The sequence below is a fragment of the Bacteroides sp. An51A genome (assembly GCF_002161565.1).
Taxonomy (GTDB): domain Bacteria; phylum Bacteroidota; class Bacteroidia; order Bacteroidales; family Bacteroidaceae; genus Phocaeicola; species Phocaeicola intestinalis.
Window position 1 is genome coordinate 24,110 of sequence record NZ_NFIC01000015.1, and the last position, 15,114, is coordinate 39,223.

Below are 15,114 nucleotides of genomic sequence, written 5' to 3' on the forward strand. Positions count from 1 at the left end.
GATATTCAACGACAGCCAATACGTCCCTCCTGAAAAATAAATATATACTGCATTCTTTATGTGGTCAGATTGGCAAATAGCTATAAGTTAGGCGGCATTTTATTTGAGCATTCCGGTTTTTACCTGTATCTTTGTCATCGCTAAAATCAAGCTTTATGGAAAACTTCAGTGAATTAATCAAGAGACGGCGCAGCATGCGTAAATTTACCGGCGAAGAATTGACTCAGGATGAAGTGGTATCATTGCTGAAAGCAGCATTGATGTCACCCACATCGAAACGGAGCAACAGTTGGCAATTTGTGGTCGTGGACGACAAGTCTACGCTGGAATTGCTGTCGAAGTGCAAAGAAGCGGGGGCTTCGTTCCTGAAGGATGCCGCAGTGGGCATCGTGGTGCTTGGCGACCCGTTGGCAAGCGATGTGTGGATAGAAGATGCATCGGTAGCTTCCATCATGATTCAGCTTCAGGCAGAAGACCTGGGGCTGGGCAGTTGTTGGATTCAGGTACGCGAAAGATATACAGCTACAGGTATGTCGGCCGATGAGTTTGTGCACGGGGTGTTGGATATCCCTTTGCAGCTTCAGGTAATTTCCATTATTGCGGTTGGGCATAAAGGCATGGAGCGGAAACCTTTCGATGAAGACAAGCTGCAATGGGAAAAGATACACCTTAATAAATATGGTGAACGATGACTGCAAAGGCTTCGAATCATAAAGACACGTATCGTGCTACGGCAGTGTTCTTGGGAATAATGGGACTTCTTTATTTGCTCGACCGTCTGATTGGTTTCGCTGCCCATGGTTTGCCTTGGGTGATGCAGAAAGATACGATGTTGCTCTATGCGGCGGTTATCTTTTTATGGTTTAAGGCGGACAAGTCGGTAGGAATTGTCCTGGCAGGTATCTGGTTGATACAGAACATCGGACTGGTAGTTTCTTTGTTAGGACAGATGTCGGGCTATCTGCTTCCTGTAGCATTGCTCCTGATAGGTATCTTGTTGTATTGGCTTTCATCCCGATAAATGAAGAATGAGAAAATAATGAATAAAGAATTGATAGACGGACAGCCTGTGTCCTTGAAAAAGGTCGTATTGGTGGGTGCCGGAAATGTGGCTACCCATCTGGGACCGGCATTGTGCGATGCCGGTTATGAGGTTGTACAAGTGTTCAGCCGTACCGAAGCCTCGGCTTCGGCATTGGCCGGTAAGTTGCACTGTCCCTATACGACAATGCTTGACATGGTGAATCCGGAAGCTGACATGTATATTGTATCTGTCAAGGATTCGGCTTTGGAAAAAGTGATACCTCCTTTGGTAAGTCGTCATCCGGATGCTTTTTTTGTACATACGGCTGGAAGTATGCCGATGAATGTATGGAAAGGGCTGGCACGGCATTATGGAGTGCTTTATCCGATGCAGACATTCAGCAAGGGTAGGGGGGTAGACTTCTCAACGGTGCCTTTTTTTGTCGAAGGGTCGGGAAAGGAAGAAATGGAAACCTTGAAAATATTGGCAGGGCAGTTGGGAGGAAAGGCATACGAGGCTACGTCCGAGCAACGCCGCTATTTACATGTTGCTGCAGTGTTTGCTTGCAATTTTGCCAATCACATGTATGCTGTGGCAGAGCATTTGTTGGCATTACACGGATTGCCTTTCGGGGCGATGTTGCCTTTGATAGACGAAACGGCACGCAAAGTACACGAGCTTTCTCCCTTGGAGGCACAGACCGGACCGGCAAGGCGGTATGACGAAAATGTAATCAACCGTCATCTGAGCATGCTTGCTGATGAACCTGAACTTGCCGAGCTATACGAGTTGATAAGCAAGAACATTCATAAGTTTTTAAGTTCTTGAGTTTATGAACTTTTTAGTTTTTGCATAAGAATAATTGAACTTACAGACTCACAAACTAAAAAAACACAAACTCAAATATGATTAATTATGATTTGACAAAAATACGGGCACTGGTATTTGATGTGGACGGAGTGTTGAGTGCCGAAACCATTCCGATGAGCATGGAAGGTGAGCCGATGCGGACGGTGAACATCAAGGACGGATATGCTTTGCAGCTTGCCGTGAAATGTGGGTTGCATGTGGCAATAATTACAGGAGGCCGTTCGGAAGCGATACGGAAACGCTACGAAGGGCTGGGGGTGAAAGATATCTATATGGGTGCGTCGGTAAAAACCAACGAATATGCCGACCTGTTGGCAAAATATGAGTTGATGCCGGAGGAAGTATTGTATATGGGTGATGACATTCCTGATTATGATGTGTTGCGTATGGTGGGTTTGCCTTGTTGTCCTGCCGATGCCGCCCCCGAAATCAAGGCGATATGCAAGTATATTTCCCATCGCAAAGGAGGATACGGATGCGGAAGGGATGTGGTAGAACAGGTATTGCGTGCACAGGGCAAATGGATGTCGCACGCGGATGCTTTCGGATGGTAAATGCATGAATATTAAAAATAGAAGAGTGATATGATATTGGAGAATTTACAGAAATACAAAGTGAAGCTTGCTTCCAATTCACCCCGGCGCAGGGAATTGCTTTCAGGCTTGGGCATCGATTATGAAGTGAAGGTGTTGCCAGGCATTAACGAAACATATCCTGAATCGTTGAGAAGTGAAGAAATACCGGTATATATTGCACGTGAGAAAGCCGATGCTTACCGTAAGGATATGGATGCGGACGAATTGATTATCACGGCAGATACCATAGTGTATGTTGATGGTGAAGTGTTGGGAAAGCCGGAAGATGAAGCAGATGCTTGTCGGATGTTGAAGAAGTTGTCGGGACGGACTCATCAGGTTATTACAGGAGTATGCCTGACTACGGCAGAGTTTCAGAAGACATTTGCATCAGTGACAGAAGTGACTTTTGCTTCGTTGAGTGAGGAAGAGATACATTATTATGTTTCCCGTTATCGCCCTTTCGATAAGGCAGGTGCATACGGCGTGCAGGAATGGATAGGTTATGTTGCTGTGGCCAGCATTCAAGGGTCATTTTATAATGTAATGGGGTTACCAGTGCAACGCTTGTATCAGGAATTGAGCAGTCTGTAAGGTATGTGCAATCATAAAAATGAATGTCCGCATTCTGACCGATTACCCTACATGGGTTGCTTGCGGAATTCATTCAAAGCTCAAGTAGGCCTTTTGATGGACATAAGTGAGTTGGCTGTTTCACATAAGTAACCCAGGCGTTTCACATAAGTAAGTCAGCCTTATCACTTATGTTCGTTTTTTCTCAGTGTTGTCCGTAAATTCCTTATACTCTAGGAGACAGATTTCCTGTCTTTAGTCACCCCGGTAATAGTATAGTAAAGCGTGACGGGCGATGAAATCCAGATTCTTTTGTACCAGGTCTGTGTTTTTCCCTTCTGGAAGTGATGCATCGGGAAGTAAGCCGTTGCGGATGCAGTAGGTGAGCAGGTCGGGAGGGCAGAGGCTTTCTTCTGTCAGCAACCGGAAAGCGTTGGCTTGCGCCAGGCTATGGTCATACATCGGATTGTTTTTGTCGGCTATGTATTCGCAGATGTCTTTTGCCAGGAGGATTCCTTTGGCGGGATTCGTCATCAGAATGAAATTGCGGTGTGCTTTCATTTGCGGCAAAGTGTGGTTGTCGTCATCTTGCCAGTGCAATGTATCGATCAGGAAGCGTCGAAGTTCACCGTATCCGTTCAGGTAAACAATGGAAGTTCCGTCGGTTCCTTCGGTGAAGTCCCGGTAGATTTTCTCATTAGCCGCGGCTATGTGTGGAGGTAATACAGGTTCTTCTGTGAACAATCCTTTTATTGCTTTCCAGTCGGTGTTGTCCGAAAGTATGCTTATCCATTCGTGGAGAAACAGTGCCAAGGGACCTGTTGGCATAATGAACCGGTCGTTAGGTGCTACGTGGTTGATATAAGGATACATCGAAGGTTCGGTCAGGTACGTGTGCCCGAAAAGCCAGGTCAATTTGCGGTCGGCATCGGTTTCACTATCGAAAGAAGCAAAATAATTTTTCAGTACAGGATTTTCAGGTGCTTCTTCGTATGCTTTGTCCAGGATGGAGTAAAAGCTTTGTGCCAGGTTGGTGATACGGGTATCTTCGGGATTAAGGTAGCTGGAAGTTATTCCGGCCTTCTGCCAGGTGTTCCAAATCAGGAAACGCAAATCTTCCTCGTTGATTTCATCGGGATAATAGGAAGCATCGATAGTATAAAATGGAAGCATGGTACCGTATAGTCTTTGGTGCTCGCCGGTAAAGCTTTGCCAGAGTTGCAGGCCGGATATTTGATCTTCAAGATATGCCGAAGCATAGAGCGCCAGCTTTTTGCGGAGAGCTTCGGGCAGTCCTGTCGTAGTGCATGCATGGAACAGGCGGTTGGCAAGTTCCACGAAATAAATGTCGGAAGGCTGTAGGGTTGTATAAGGATGAATTTGCAGCCAGTCGTTTGCGTAAATGTTTTTTTGCTTCATGAGAGTGCTATGTTTTAGTGTTTGGCAAAGAGGGTAATAAGTAAGGAGGTTCCGGCAAGGCAGACACCGGTCAGGGTGACGCCTGTCCATCCGGCATGGTGCCAAAAGGTTCCGGCGAGAAAAGTCCCAAAAGCACCTCCGATGAAATAAGTAGTCATGAAAATTGTGTTGACACGGTTTGCGGCACGTGGAGCCAGCGAAAGGGCACAGGTCTGATTGCTGATTTGTATGCATTGCATGCCAATGTCTATCAGGATGATGCCGGCAATGATGCCTGCGTAACTATTCTGGAAAAGGTAGAGGAGACACCACGATGCAATCATAATGCCACAACCGATGAAATTGAAACGCCTTACTCCGTAGCGGTGTACATATCTCCCGACGAAAGATGCAGTCAAGGCTCCTGCCATGCCGCATAGTCCCAGCATTCCAATGATGTTGTTTCCTGCATAAAAGGGAGCTTGGCTCATCTTGAATGCAAGACAAGCCCACAAGGTAAGAAAACACCCGAAACAAAGTCCGGCACGGAAAGATACCAGGCGGAGTGTGGCATTCTGCCGGATGAGTGTAAAGACCGATTTCATCAATCCCCAATAGCTTCCTTTAAAATTGGAAGGCATGTCGGGTAATGTGCGTATGATGATGAAAATGCAAGCCAGCATCATGCCTGCCGCAATGTAGAAAATGGTCCGCCATCCCCAGTATTCGCCTACAATGCCACTTATCACGCGTGACCCTAGTATACCGGTCAGCAGTCCGCTGATGAGTAGTCCTACATTTTGGGCTTTCTTTTCGGGGCGTGAAAACTGGGCAGCTATTGGGATGAAGATTTGAGGCATGACCGAACAGATACCCGTGATGAGCGAGGCAAGCAAAATAAAATGGATGTTTGTCGCTACCGCTATGCCGAACAGTGATGCTGAAAGCAGCAGAAAATTGACAACGATAATGTTTCGCCGGTTATAGAGGTCGCCAAGTGGAATGATGAACAGCAGTCCTGCCGCATAACCTATCTGGGTGGTCATGGGAATGAGATTGGCGGTAAATTCAGAAATATCCAACTCATCGCTGATACGATTCAACAATGGTTGGTTGTAATAAAGGTTGGCTACCGAGATGCCTGCAATGATGGCTAGTGTCCACAGCAGTGAGGCGGGTAAGCCTTTGTTCTCTTCCAATGTTTGTTTCATGTCAAGGAAATCATTTTTCGTTAAGTGGCGCAAAGTTAAGAAACTATTTTGAGATAGACCGCTATCTTCCTCGTAGTAGAGACGTAAAATTTTGCGTCTTTGCAAGAAATCATCCCTGATTCATGATAAATTCAAAACAGTTTCAAATGCTTTTTATGCATTTTGTTCCGCTTTCGTCTCGATGGGCATTGTGTTTTCCTTGTATGCGGCGAATCCTTTTACTTTAACCCGTTCCTTTTTCTCTTCTTCAGCTACGGTAGCATTACCCAGTTGGTTCAGGTTTTCTTTGATGGCGTTGTGTGTGTCGAAGAAAAAGTCGAGCAACATTTTCAGGTGTTCTTCCAGTTCTCCTTCGTTGGGTGAAAAGTATGTATGGCAACGCGAATGCAGTCCTACGGTTTTCCCGTCCTCATCTGCCATGTAAACGGTAGTGACCAGCGAATTGACATTGACCAGGTTGATTATTTCTTTCAATACAGGGAAGGCTTCGTTGTCGGTATTGATAGAGCCCCACCATGGATTCCATATCATGATGAAACGGTTTTCTTCTTCGGCGGCAATGTAGAAATCGTCTCCCTGATACTTGAAGGCGATGTGTCCTTCCTCGTTTTCCTCGGGTTGGCATCCTATCTTTTTCAAGGTGCTGACTACCAATTGTTTTGTACTGATTTCATCTAGTTCGTCCTTGGTCATTTGTTCCAGATGTTCCAGCCGTTTTTTTCGTTCGTGTATGATGCGAATCAAGAACAATACAATTGGCCAAAGGGCAAGGGCAATGACGGCTACCAGTATGGTGATATCTGAAATGTTGTTCATAATGATGGAGTTTTAAGATTTATACACTTAAAGATACGAATAATCTTGATATAGATTAAGCTTCTGCTTCCTTTTATATTTTTTTAATCTAATATTCCGCAGTAAAAGGACTTTGAGTTTGTTTTATAGACAAACATTAAACAAAAAAGGAGAGATTGATTATGAAAAAGATTTTATCAACTTTAGTCATTTGTGTGGCATTTTTAAGCACTGGTGTGCTTCAAGCCCAAGAAACAGAACGTGAATTGACTCGTGAAGAAAAGAAAGAAATGCAAGCCAAATTGGACAGCTTGCTTTTCGAAGAAGCGAAACAAGCCTTGAATGACAAGGCATTTACTTTAGAAGCCGACAAAGTTGTCTTCAAGTATGGACAGATGGCATATGTCAATTCGAATACAAATTTTGTATCTGTAGATGGTGAAAAGGCGGTTGTACAGGTCGCTTTTAACATTCCAGTCAGTGGACCGAACGGGCTGGGAGGTGTAACGGTAGACGGTTCGGTATCTTCTTATGAAGTGAAAGAAGACAAGAAAGGCAATTTGCGTTTGACCATGAATGTAATGGGAGCGGGAATTTCGGCAAGAGTGGAAATTGGCATGATGAAAGGTTCCAATCAAGCATCGGTTGAAATCTTCCCTAATTTTAATTCGAACCGTTTGACTTTGAATGGTGTTTTGTTACCTTTGCATAAGAGTACAGTATTTAAAGGACGTTCGTTTTGATAGAATGTGATGGATTGACCAGGAAACTGGCGTGACATTTTTTATGATTTGACTAATTAAATGGAAAGACAGATATGAAAAAGAATTTGTTTATGGCATTCGGTATAATTGCTTTAATGAGCTTGGCCGCATGCGAGAAAGACCCGGATATGGGGCAGTTGGACAGTGATTTGGTAGTATATACCGATCATGACAATAGCGTTGATTTCAGCAAGTATGTTACATATTATTTGCCTGATAGTATTTTGGAGGCAGGTGATATACATGCTTCGTATTGGACCGACAACAATGCACTGGCTATAGTCGGTGAAGTAGAAAATCAGATGAACCGTTTGGGTTACCAGCGTATTACTGATCCGACTCAAAAAGGTAATGCTGATGTAGGTGTACAATTATCGTATGTGTCACAGACCAATACTGTCATTTCCGGCGGTTATTGGGGAGGCTGGTGGGATCCTTTTTACTGGGGAGCCGGCTGGGGCGGATGGTATTATCCTTATCCGGTAAGTTATAGTTATGACACGCAAGCTTTGATTTTAGAGATGGTGGATTTGACAGGACAGGATGCAGGCAACAATCAGCGTCAGATTCCTGTAGTATGGTATGCCAGTGCTTCGGGGTTCCAGTTCGGGAGCAACCGTGTGAATATGCAGTTGTTGTTGGATGGTGTGGACCAGGCTTTCAGTCAGTCGGCTTATTTGAGTACCAATAAATAATAAAGGAGGATTAAATTATGAAAACAATGATATTCAGAAGTTTTGCAATAGCTTGTTGTGTAATGCTGTGTGGAGTCGCAAAGGGATATGCTCAATGGGATGCCCGTAAAATGCATTTTACTATCGACTGGCAGGTAAATGCTCCATATTCTACTGATTTTGCAGATAAAATCAGCGGGTGGGGGATGAATTTTGAGGCTACTTATAATGTGGCTCCACGTTGGGCGATAGGAGGCTTTATAAATTTCCACACCAATCATAGGTATGTAGGCAGGCAAACTTTACAACTTTCCCCTACTGAATCGCTGACGACTGACCAGCAACGTTCGGCTTATCAGTTACCTTTTGGACTTACAACTTCGTATAGTATATATAATGGTAAGGTAGTTAAGCCTTATGTAGGTGTGAAACTGGGAGCAGCATATACGCGTTATACCACCTATTATGGTACAGGAGGGGTGTATGATAATCCATGGGGATTTTATGCTTCGCCTGAAATCGGTTTGCGCATTTTCCCATTTAAAGGTCATCGTTTAGGTTTTCACATAGCAGGTTATTATAGTTATATGACCAATAAAGCGGAAACCTTAGCCAGTGAAGATATTGATGGACAGAATAATGCCGGTTTCCGGTTGGGTGTGATTTTTTAAAAGGTTCTTTTAAAAGGTCTTGATTTCACATAAAGGGTCATCTCAAAATTTTTAGGGATGACCTTTTATGTGTTTAATTGATTCCTGACAAAATGACATGACTTGGGACTTATTGTAATGTGCGATTGACTGATTCGATGTAATCCAGCAATTCTTGTCTTCCTGTCTTTTTTTCGGATGAAGTAATGAAATAGGGGGGGAGTTCTTCCCATTGCTCTTTCAAGGTATCAAGAAAACGTTCTACATTTTGCTTAGTCTTTCCGGCACTTTGTTTGTCGGATTTGGTAAATACAAGCGCAAAAGGCACGCTGTTCTCACCCAGCCACTCAATGAATTGTAAGTCTATCTTTTGAGGTTCAAGCCGGCTGTCAACCAGTACAAACAGGCATGTCATCTGTATTCGTTCCAATACGTAATGTTGGATGAGGTTCTTGATATTTTCCATTACCTTCTTCCCTCGCTGTGCATAGCCATACCCAGGCAAATCAACTAGGTACCACGAATTGTTGATGAGAAAATGATTAATGAGTAATGTCTTTCCGGGAGTAGACGAAGTCATAGCCAACTTAGAGTGATTGGTCAGCATATTGATGAGGCTGGACTTGCCTACGTTGGAGCGTCCGATAAAAGCATACTCGGGCAGATTTCCATCCGGACACATATCCGCCCGCGAATTACTGACAACGAATTTGGCACTTGTTATTTCCATATTGTTTTTATTGGTTGTGTTAGAGATGTTAATATTCCAGACACTCATCCAAATCATGTGTGATTTGTGCTTTATCGAGATGTTGCCCGATGAAAACGAGTTTTATCATGCGGTCTCCATACTTTTCATCCCAGTCACGCATTAACCCAGGCTCTTGCACCATCAGTTTGACCAAGTCTTCTTCGGGTGCGGTGGCATACCATAAGCCTGCTTCGTGCAGTTGCTTTTGTCTTCCTGCCTGTTCGAAAAGATAAGACATGTCGCGGTTATGGCTGAAGTAGCATACCCCTTTCGCACGGATGATGTTTTTCGGCCATTTGGTAGCGATGTAGCGGTCTAACTTATGAATGTCGAAGGCAGGGCGACGGTAATACACGAATGTGCCGATACCGTATTCTTCTGCTTCACCCTCATCGTGGTGGTGATGCTCGTGATGGTGATGATTTTCTTCTTCGTGAAGTCCGTCTTCATCGTGGTGATGTCCTTCGGCAGCTTGTAGGTGAGCTTCGCGTTCTTCTTCTTCGGTCGCAGCTTTTTCAATGCCCCGAATCCATCCGGCAGATGTTGCCACACGTTCGAAATTAAACATCTGTGTATTTAGCAACTTATCGAGGTTTGCATTCCCATAGTCGCATTCGATGATTTCGGCAGCGGGCTGAATAGTACGGATTATTTGTTTGATACGGTTTAATTCTTCGGGTTTTACTTCAGAAGCTTTGTTGAGCAGGATGATATTGCAAAATTCGATTTGTTGGATAATCAGGTTTTCAATATCTTCTTCGTCAATGTTTTTGCGTGTCAGGTTATCTCCACAGGCAAATTCGTCTTGCATACGCATGGCATCTACTACCGTTACGATGCAATCCAGCCGGCAAATGCCATATTTTGCATAGGCACCACCTAGTGAAGGTATGGAACAGATGGTTTGTGCGATTGGTTCCGGCTCACAAATGCCACTAGCCTCAATGACGATATAGTCGAATCGCTGGCTTTTCATCAGCTCAAACAACTGTTCTATCAGATTGGTCTTTAGTGTGCAACAGATACATCCGTTTTGCAAGGATACCAGGCTGTCATCTTTTTGATTTACGACACCTCCTTTTTGAATCAGGTCAGCATCAATGTTTATTTCGCCTAAATCATTTACAATGACGGCAAATTTGATACCCCGTTTGTTGGAAAGGATTCGGTTTACTAAAGTGGTTTTTCCGCTGCCCAGATAGCCGGTAAGGAGCAGCACCGGAATTTCTTTTGGTTTCATATGAGATGAGGATTAATAACGGTATTTTGAACGCAAGCCACACAGGCTACACAGAAAATAATTTTCAGAAACTGTTCGGGAATTCTACAAAAAGTTTTTTGGCTTGATGTATTCGTCTTCGTGTGTGCTTTGGGCGTTTTTTGTCTTTTCCGCTTCTTTCTTCGTCAGACAGACCGCAATCTTCCTCATCATAGAAGCAGAAATGCCTCAAAAAACTCATCCCAAATCATCGCACGATAAATTCACAACAGTTTCTCAATTGAAAAGACTGTGTCGTCTGTGGGTGCTGTGATGGTATCAGCAAAAGCGTATTTATTCGAATAAGCTTCTGAATTTCTTGAATATTTTTTCTTTCAAGGTCATGTTGGGCTTGAAACTTTCCGATTCCTGCCATTTTTCCAACGCTTGGCGTTCTTCCTTGTTCAGCTTTTCAGGAATATATACACTGACATTTACCAGTAAGTCTCCCGTACCTGTATTGTATCCGTAACTGTTAATTGTAGGGAGCCCTTTGCCTCGCAGGCGTAAAACTTTACCCGGTTGAGTGCCTGGCTCTATTTTGATTTTTGCCTTGCCATCGATAGTGGGGATTTCTACCGTGCCTCCCAATGCCGCTGTAGGCACGCTTAGCAAGAGGTTGTAGATGAGGTCGCTTTCATCACGGATTAGTTCGGGATGTTTTTCTTCTTCGATCAAGACCAGCAAATCACCCGGTACACCGTTATGTTTCCCGGCATTTCCTTTACCGTTGATAGTGACCTGCATACCTTCGGCTACGCCTGCCGGTATCTTTACCGTTACGATTTCTTCGCCGTAGACAATGCCTTCTCCGTCACATTCTTTGCATTTGTTCTTGATAATTTTGCCTTCACCTCCACATTGTGGGCACACAGACTGGGTCTGCATCATGCCGAAAATGCTTTGCTGGGTACGGGTGACACTGCCTGTTCCGTGACAGGTAGGACAAGTTTCCACGCCTCCTGTGTCTTCAGCTCCAGTTCCGTGGCAATGACTACATTGAACGTATTTTTTTAGTTTGAATTTTTTTTCTACTCCTGTAGAAATTTCTTTCAAACTGAGTTTTACTTTTACTCGCAAGTCGGAACCTCTGTATCGGCGTTGGCGTGGCTGGGCACTTCCACCACCGAATCCTCCGAATCCTCCTCGTCCGCCGAAGATATCACCGAACATAGAGAATATATCATCCATTGACATTCCGCCTGCGCCGAATCCTCCGAATCCTCCTCCGCCGGCAGCTCCGTCTACGCCTGCAAAGCCGTATTGGTCATAGCGTGCACGTTTGTCCGGATTGCTTAGGACTTCATATGCTTCTGCTGCTTCTTTAAATTTTTCTTCGGCTTCCTTGTCGCCGGGGTTTCTGTCCGGATGATATTGGATTGCTTTCTTCCGGTAGGCTTTCTTTATTTCATCTGCCGAGGCCGACTTGTCGACCCCTAATACTTCATAGTAGTCTCTTTTTGCCATATCAACAAATCTTTTTTATATTATTGTGCAACAACAACTTTCGCGTGGCGGATTACTTTGTCGTTCAGTTTATATCCGGTTTGTACACAGTCCAGCACTTTTCCTTTCTGCTCTTCATTGGGGGCGGGGACCAATGCGACAGCCTCGTGATAGTCTGTGTCAAAAGCTTCGCCTATTGGTTCCATTTTCTGAAGTCCTTCTTGCTCCAGCACTTTGTGGAACTTTTGCGAAATCAATTCGATACCTTGGCGGATGGCATCCAAATCTTCTGTCTTTGCTGCATTTTGCAAGGCACGCTCCATGTCATCAAGAATCGGGAGTATGGCACTGATGGTTTTTTCTCCTCCATTCTTGATTAATTCAGCTTTCTCTTTCATCGTGCGTTTCCGATAGTTGTCGAATTCGGCAGACAGACGCAAGTATTTGTCTTTTTGCTCCTCGATGGTTTTTGTGGCTGTTTCCAGTTCTTTTTGCAATTTTGCTTCACCGGTCAATTCTTGTTCGTCTTCTTTCTTATTGGGTTCTTGCTTGTTTTCAGATGTTGTCTCAGTTTGTTCGCCTGAAGGCTGTTCGGCCTGGCCTTGTTTGATTTCTTCTTCGTTATGATTATTTGTACTCATAATTATATAATGTTTTGTTTGTTCTGAAAAATGGCGCTACAAAATCCGTGCCTGAATGGCTGGCATGCGAAAAACAGGTGCAAAAGTAATGAATTTTTGCCATACTGGCAGGCTTTCTGTATTTCATTTGCCTTTTTTTCTTATCTTTGTGCCCACATAAGTTTAATATAGGTATAGTAAAAAGATGATAACAGTTTCAAACGTAGCCGTTCAATTTGGTAAAAGAGTGTTGTACAACGATGTGAATATCAAGTTTACCAATGGAAATATTTATGGTGTCATTGGTGCCAATGGCGCTGGAAAATCCACATTTTTGAAAGTCATTTCAGGAGAACTGGACCCTACGAAGGGAAGTGTAACTTTAGGGCCTGGCGAGCGTCTTTCAGTATTGAGCCAAGACCATTTTAAGTATGACACGCATACCGTACTCGACACGGTACTGATGGGGCATACGGTATTGTGGGATATCATGAAGCAGCGTGAAGCATTATATGCCAAGGCTGATTTTTCGGACGAAGATGGGCTGAAGGCAGCTGAACTGGAGGAGAAATTTGCAGAGTTGGAAGGATGGAATGCTGAAAGCGATGCGGCGATTTTATTGAGCGGATTGGGCATTAAGGAAGACAAGCATTATGTTCTGATGGGTGACTTGAGTGGAAAAGAAAAGGTACGTGTGATGCTGGCACAGGCTTTGTTCGGTAATCCGGATAACTTATTGCTTGATGAGCCGACCAACGATTTGGATATGGATACAGTGACATGGCTGGAGAATTATTTGGCCGATTTCGAGCATACGGTTTTGGTGGTGAGTCACGACCGCCACTTTCTTGATTCGGTATGTACACATACGGTAGATATTGATTTCGGGAAAGTGAACCTTTTTGCAGGGAACTACAGTTTTTGGTATGAATCCAGTCAGCTTGCTTTACGCCAACAGCAGAATCAGAAGGCAAAAGCGGAAGAGAAACGTAAGGAACTGGAGGAATTTATACGCCGTTTTTCTGCCAATGTGGCAAAATCAAAACAGACCACCAGCCGTAAGAAAATGCTGGAAAAACTGAATGTGGACGAAATCAAGCCTTCTTCGCGTAAATATCCGGGCATCATCTTTACTATGGATCGTGAACCGGGAAACCAGATACTGGAAGTGTCAGGGTTGCGTGCTACCACTGAAGACGGCACAGTGTTGTTTAACGACGTAAACTTTACGGTGGAGAAGGGGGACAAGATTGTGTTTTTGAGCCGGGACCCACGTGCAATGACGGCTTTATTCGAAATTATCAACGGCAATCGCAAGCCTCAGGCAGGACATTATAACTGGGGGGTGACGATTACCACAGCCTATCTTCCATTGGATAATACCAGTTATTTTAATAGCGATCTGAATCTGGTGGATTGGTTAAGCCAATATGGCGAAGGAAACGAAGTGTATATGAAAAGTTTCTTAGGCCGCATGCTCTTTTCTGGAGAAGAAGTGTTGAAAAAAGTCAATGTACTTTCGGGAGGCGAGAAAATGCGTTGCATGATTGCGCGTATGCAACTTCGCAACGCCAATTGCCTGATATTAGATACGCCTACTAACCATCTTGACTTGGAGTCGATTCAGGCATTTAACAATAACCTGAAGATTTATAAAGGAAATATCCTCTTTGCCTCGCACGACCATGAGTTTATCGAGACCGTGGCGAACCGTATCATTGAGCTTACGCCAAACGGTATCATTGACAAGATGATGGAGTATGACGAATATATTGCGTCCGACCATATTAAGGCGATGCGGGCAAGAATGTACGGGGGTGAAGATTAAAGAAACTGTTTTGGATTTATCATACGCTGATTTGGGTTGACTTTTGAGAGTCTCTCCCGACCTTCCTTTATGAGGAGGCTGGGAGAGGCTGTGATGAGGAAGATAGCGGATTGTTTGGCAAATAACAGAAGCGGAAAGGCAGATAAGGTCCATCAAAAGTTAGATGCCTTAAAAAATAGATGTGCCAAAAAATAGATGTGCCAAAAAATAGATGTGTTTGCTTTTGAAAAAAAAGATTGCCAAAAATTTGCAGGTTACAAAATAAACCATTACCTTTGCATCGGTTTTGAAAAAATGACCATTCGGGGTGTAGCGCAGTCCGGTTAGCGCACCTGCTTTGGGAGCAGGGGGTCGTGGGTTCGAATCCCGCTACCCCGACTTGAGTCCTGATTTCGTTGGAAATCAGGACTTTTTTATTTGGTAAATGTCTGTAGAAAAATTGAATATTTGTTCATAAATGTTTTTCTCTGTAACTTCATGTAGATTTAGAGTTTCTGAATCAGAATTTCATCACAATCTTCATAGAAGGTTGCCCACCGTCAAGTTAGAAGTGCAACTCCGCCACCGCCTTCCTCCGTCCTTGGAGCGTAGCGGAAAGGGCGGAGGAAGGCGGTGGAAGCCCGGAATCAGGGTCATCCGGCAATACAAAATAAAAAAGGGAGACCTCTGTCTCCCAC

General features: G+C 44.1%; 16 protein-coding genes and 1 tRNA gene. 10 read left to right on the plus strand and 7 right to left on the minus strand.

Features of this window, described 5'->3' with window-relative positions; all coding sequences use genetic code 11:
- Positions 1-155 precede the first annotated feature (155 nt).
- The 5 genes from B5G04_RS18375 (at position 156) to B5G04_RS18395 (ending at position 3,063) form a co-directional block, all read left to right on the plus strand.
- Positions 156-692 (plus strand): nitroreductase family protein, encoded by a 537-nt coding sequence (locus B5G04_RS18375; protein WP_087398292.1) that lies wholly within the window; start codon positions 156-158, stop codon positions 690-692.
- The gene (locus B5G04_RS18380; protein WP_022040863.1) at positions 689-1,021 is read left to right on the plus strand and encodes a hypothetical protein; all 333 of its coding nucleotides are present in this window, start codon (positions 689-691) and stop codon (positions 1,019-1,021) included. The genes B5G04_RS18375 and B5G04_RS18380 overlap by 4 nt, the downstream gene beginning before the upstream one ends.
- Before the next feature lie 18 nt (positions 1,022-1,039).
- On the plus strand, positions 1,040-1,852 hold the full coding sequence (locus B5G04_RS18385; RefSeq protein WP_204247036.1) for a Rossmann-like and DUF2520 domain-containing protein: 813 nt from the start codon (positions 1,040-1,042) through the stop codon (positions 1,850-1,852).
- Positions 1,853-1,929: 77 nt separating this feature from the next.
- A complete protein-coding gene (locus B5G04_RS18390; protein ID WP_022040865.1) occupies positions 1,930-2,448 on the plus strand; it encodes an HAD-IIIA family hydrolase in 519 nt (172 codons plus the stop codon).
- Between the two features lie 33 nt (positions 2,449-2,481).
- Positions 2,482-3,063 (plus strand): Maf-like protein, encoded by a 582-nt coding sequence (locus tag B5G04_RS18395; protein WP_191763679.1) that lies wholly within the window; start codon positions 2,482-2,484, stop codon positions 3,061-3,063.
- Positions 3,064-3,297: 234 nt separating this feature from the next.
- On the opposite strand, the gene B5G04_RS18400 is transcribed toward B5G04_RS18395, so the two are convergent.
- The 3 genes from B5G04_RS18400 to B5G04_RS18410 all read right to left on the minus strand — a co-directional run bounded on the left by B5G04_RS18400 (position 3,298) and on the right by B5G04_RS18410 (position 6,458).
- Positions 3,298-4,461 (minus strand): DUF3843 family protein, encoded by a 1,164-nt coding sequence (locus tag B5G04_RS18400; RefSeq protein ID WP_087398294.1) that lies wholly within the window; start codon positions 4,459-4,461, stop codon positions 3,298-3,300.
- 14 nt (positions 4,462-4,475) lie between these two features.
- Positions 4,476-5,651 (minus strand): MFS transporter, encoded by a 1,176-nt coding sequence (locus tag B5G04_RS18405; protein ID WP_022039412.1) that lies wholly within the window; start codon positions 5,649-5,651, stop codon positions 4,476-4,478.
- Positions 5,652-5,804: 153 nt separating this feature from the next.
- The gene (locus B5G04_RS18410) at positions 5,805-6,458 is read right to left on the minus strand and encodes a YbjN domain-containing protein (RefSeq protein ID WP_162608568.1); all 654 of its coding nucleotides are present in this window, start codon (positions 6,456-6,458) and stop codon (positions 5,805-5,807) included.
- A gap of 170 nt (positions 6,459-6,628) precedes the next feature.
- Here B5G04_RS18410 and B5G04_RS18415 point away from each other — a divergent pair, with 170 nt between their 5' ends.
- The 3 genes from B5G04_RS18415 (at position 6,629) to B5G04_RS18425 (ending at position 8,555) form a co-directional block, all read left to right on the plus strand.
- Positions 6,629-7,189, plus strand: a complete 561-nt coding sequence (locus tag B5G04_RS18415) for a DUF4251 domain-containing protein (protein ID WP_022039414.1) — start codon at positions 6,629-6,631, stop codon at positions 7,187-7,189.
- A gap of 74 nt (positions 7,190-7,263) precedes the next feature.
- A complete protein-coding gene (locus B5G04_RS18420) occupies positions 7,264-7,905 on the plus strand; it encodes a DUF4136 domain-containing protein (protein WP_087398296.1) in 642 nt (213 codons plus the stop codon).
- A 17-nt stretch (positions 7,906-7,922) separates the two neighbouring features.
- Positions 7,923-8,555, plus strand: coding sequence for an outer membrane beta-barrel protein (locus B5G04_RS18425; RefSeq protein WP_087208129.1), 633 nt, complete (start codon positions 7,923-7,925; stop codon positions 8,553-8,555).
- Between the two features lie 109 nt (positions 8,556-8,664).
- Here the strand turns inward: B5G04_RS18425 and yihA are convergent, their stop codons facing one another.
- From yihA to B5G04_RS18445, 4 genes are all read right to left on the minus strand, one after another.
- Complete coding sequence (gene yihA, locus B5G04_RS18430; protein ID WP_087398297.1) at positions 8,665-9,264, minus strand: ribosome biogenesis GTP-binding protein YihA/YsxC; 600 nt, start codon at positions 9,262-9,264, stop codon at positions 8,665-8,667.
- A 28-nt stretch (positions 9,265-9,292) separates the two neighbouring features.
- Positions 9,293-10,525: a GTP-binding protein gene (locus B5G04_RS18435; RefSeq protein WP_087398298.1), complete on the minus strand. Its 1,233-nt coding sequence runs from the start codon at positions 10,523-10,525 to the stop codon at positions 9,293-9,295.
- Between the two features lie 312 nt (positions 10,526-10,837).
- Entirely contained in the window at positions 10,838-12,010 is a 1,173-nt protein-coding gene (dnaJ, locus tag B5G04_RS18440; RefSeq protein ID WP_087398299.1) for a molecular chaperone DnaJ, read from the minus strand.
- Positions 12,011-12,030: 20 nt separating this feature from the next.
- A complete protein-coding gene (locus tag B5G04_RS18445; RefSeq protein WP_087247030.1) occupies positions 12,031-12,630 on the minus strand; it encodes a nucleotide exchange factor GrpE in 600 nt (199 codons plus the stop codon).
- A 184-nt stretch (positions 12,631-12,814) separates the two neighbouring features.
- Between B5G04_RS18445 and B5G04_RS18450 the strand changes: the two genes are divergently transcribed.
- Complete coding sequence (locus tag B5G04_RS18450; RefSeq protein WP_087208120.1) at positions 12,815-14,437, plus strand: ATP-binding cassette domain-containing protein; 1,623 nt, start codon at positions 12,815-12,817, stop codon at positions 14,435-14,437.
- A 303-nt stretch (positions 14,438-14,740) separates the two neighbouring features.
- A tRNA-Pro gene (locus tag B5G04_RS18455) sits at positions 14,741-14,815 on the plus strand.
- Positions 14,816-15,114 lie beyond the last annotated feature (299 nt).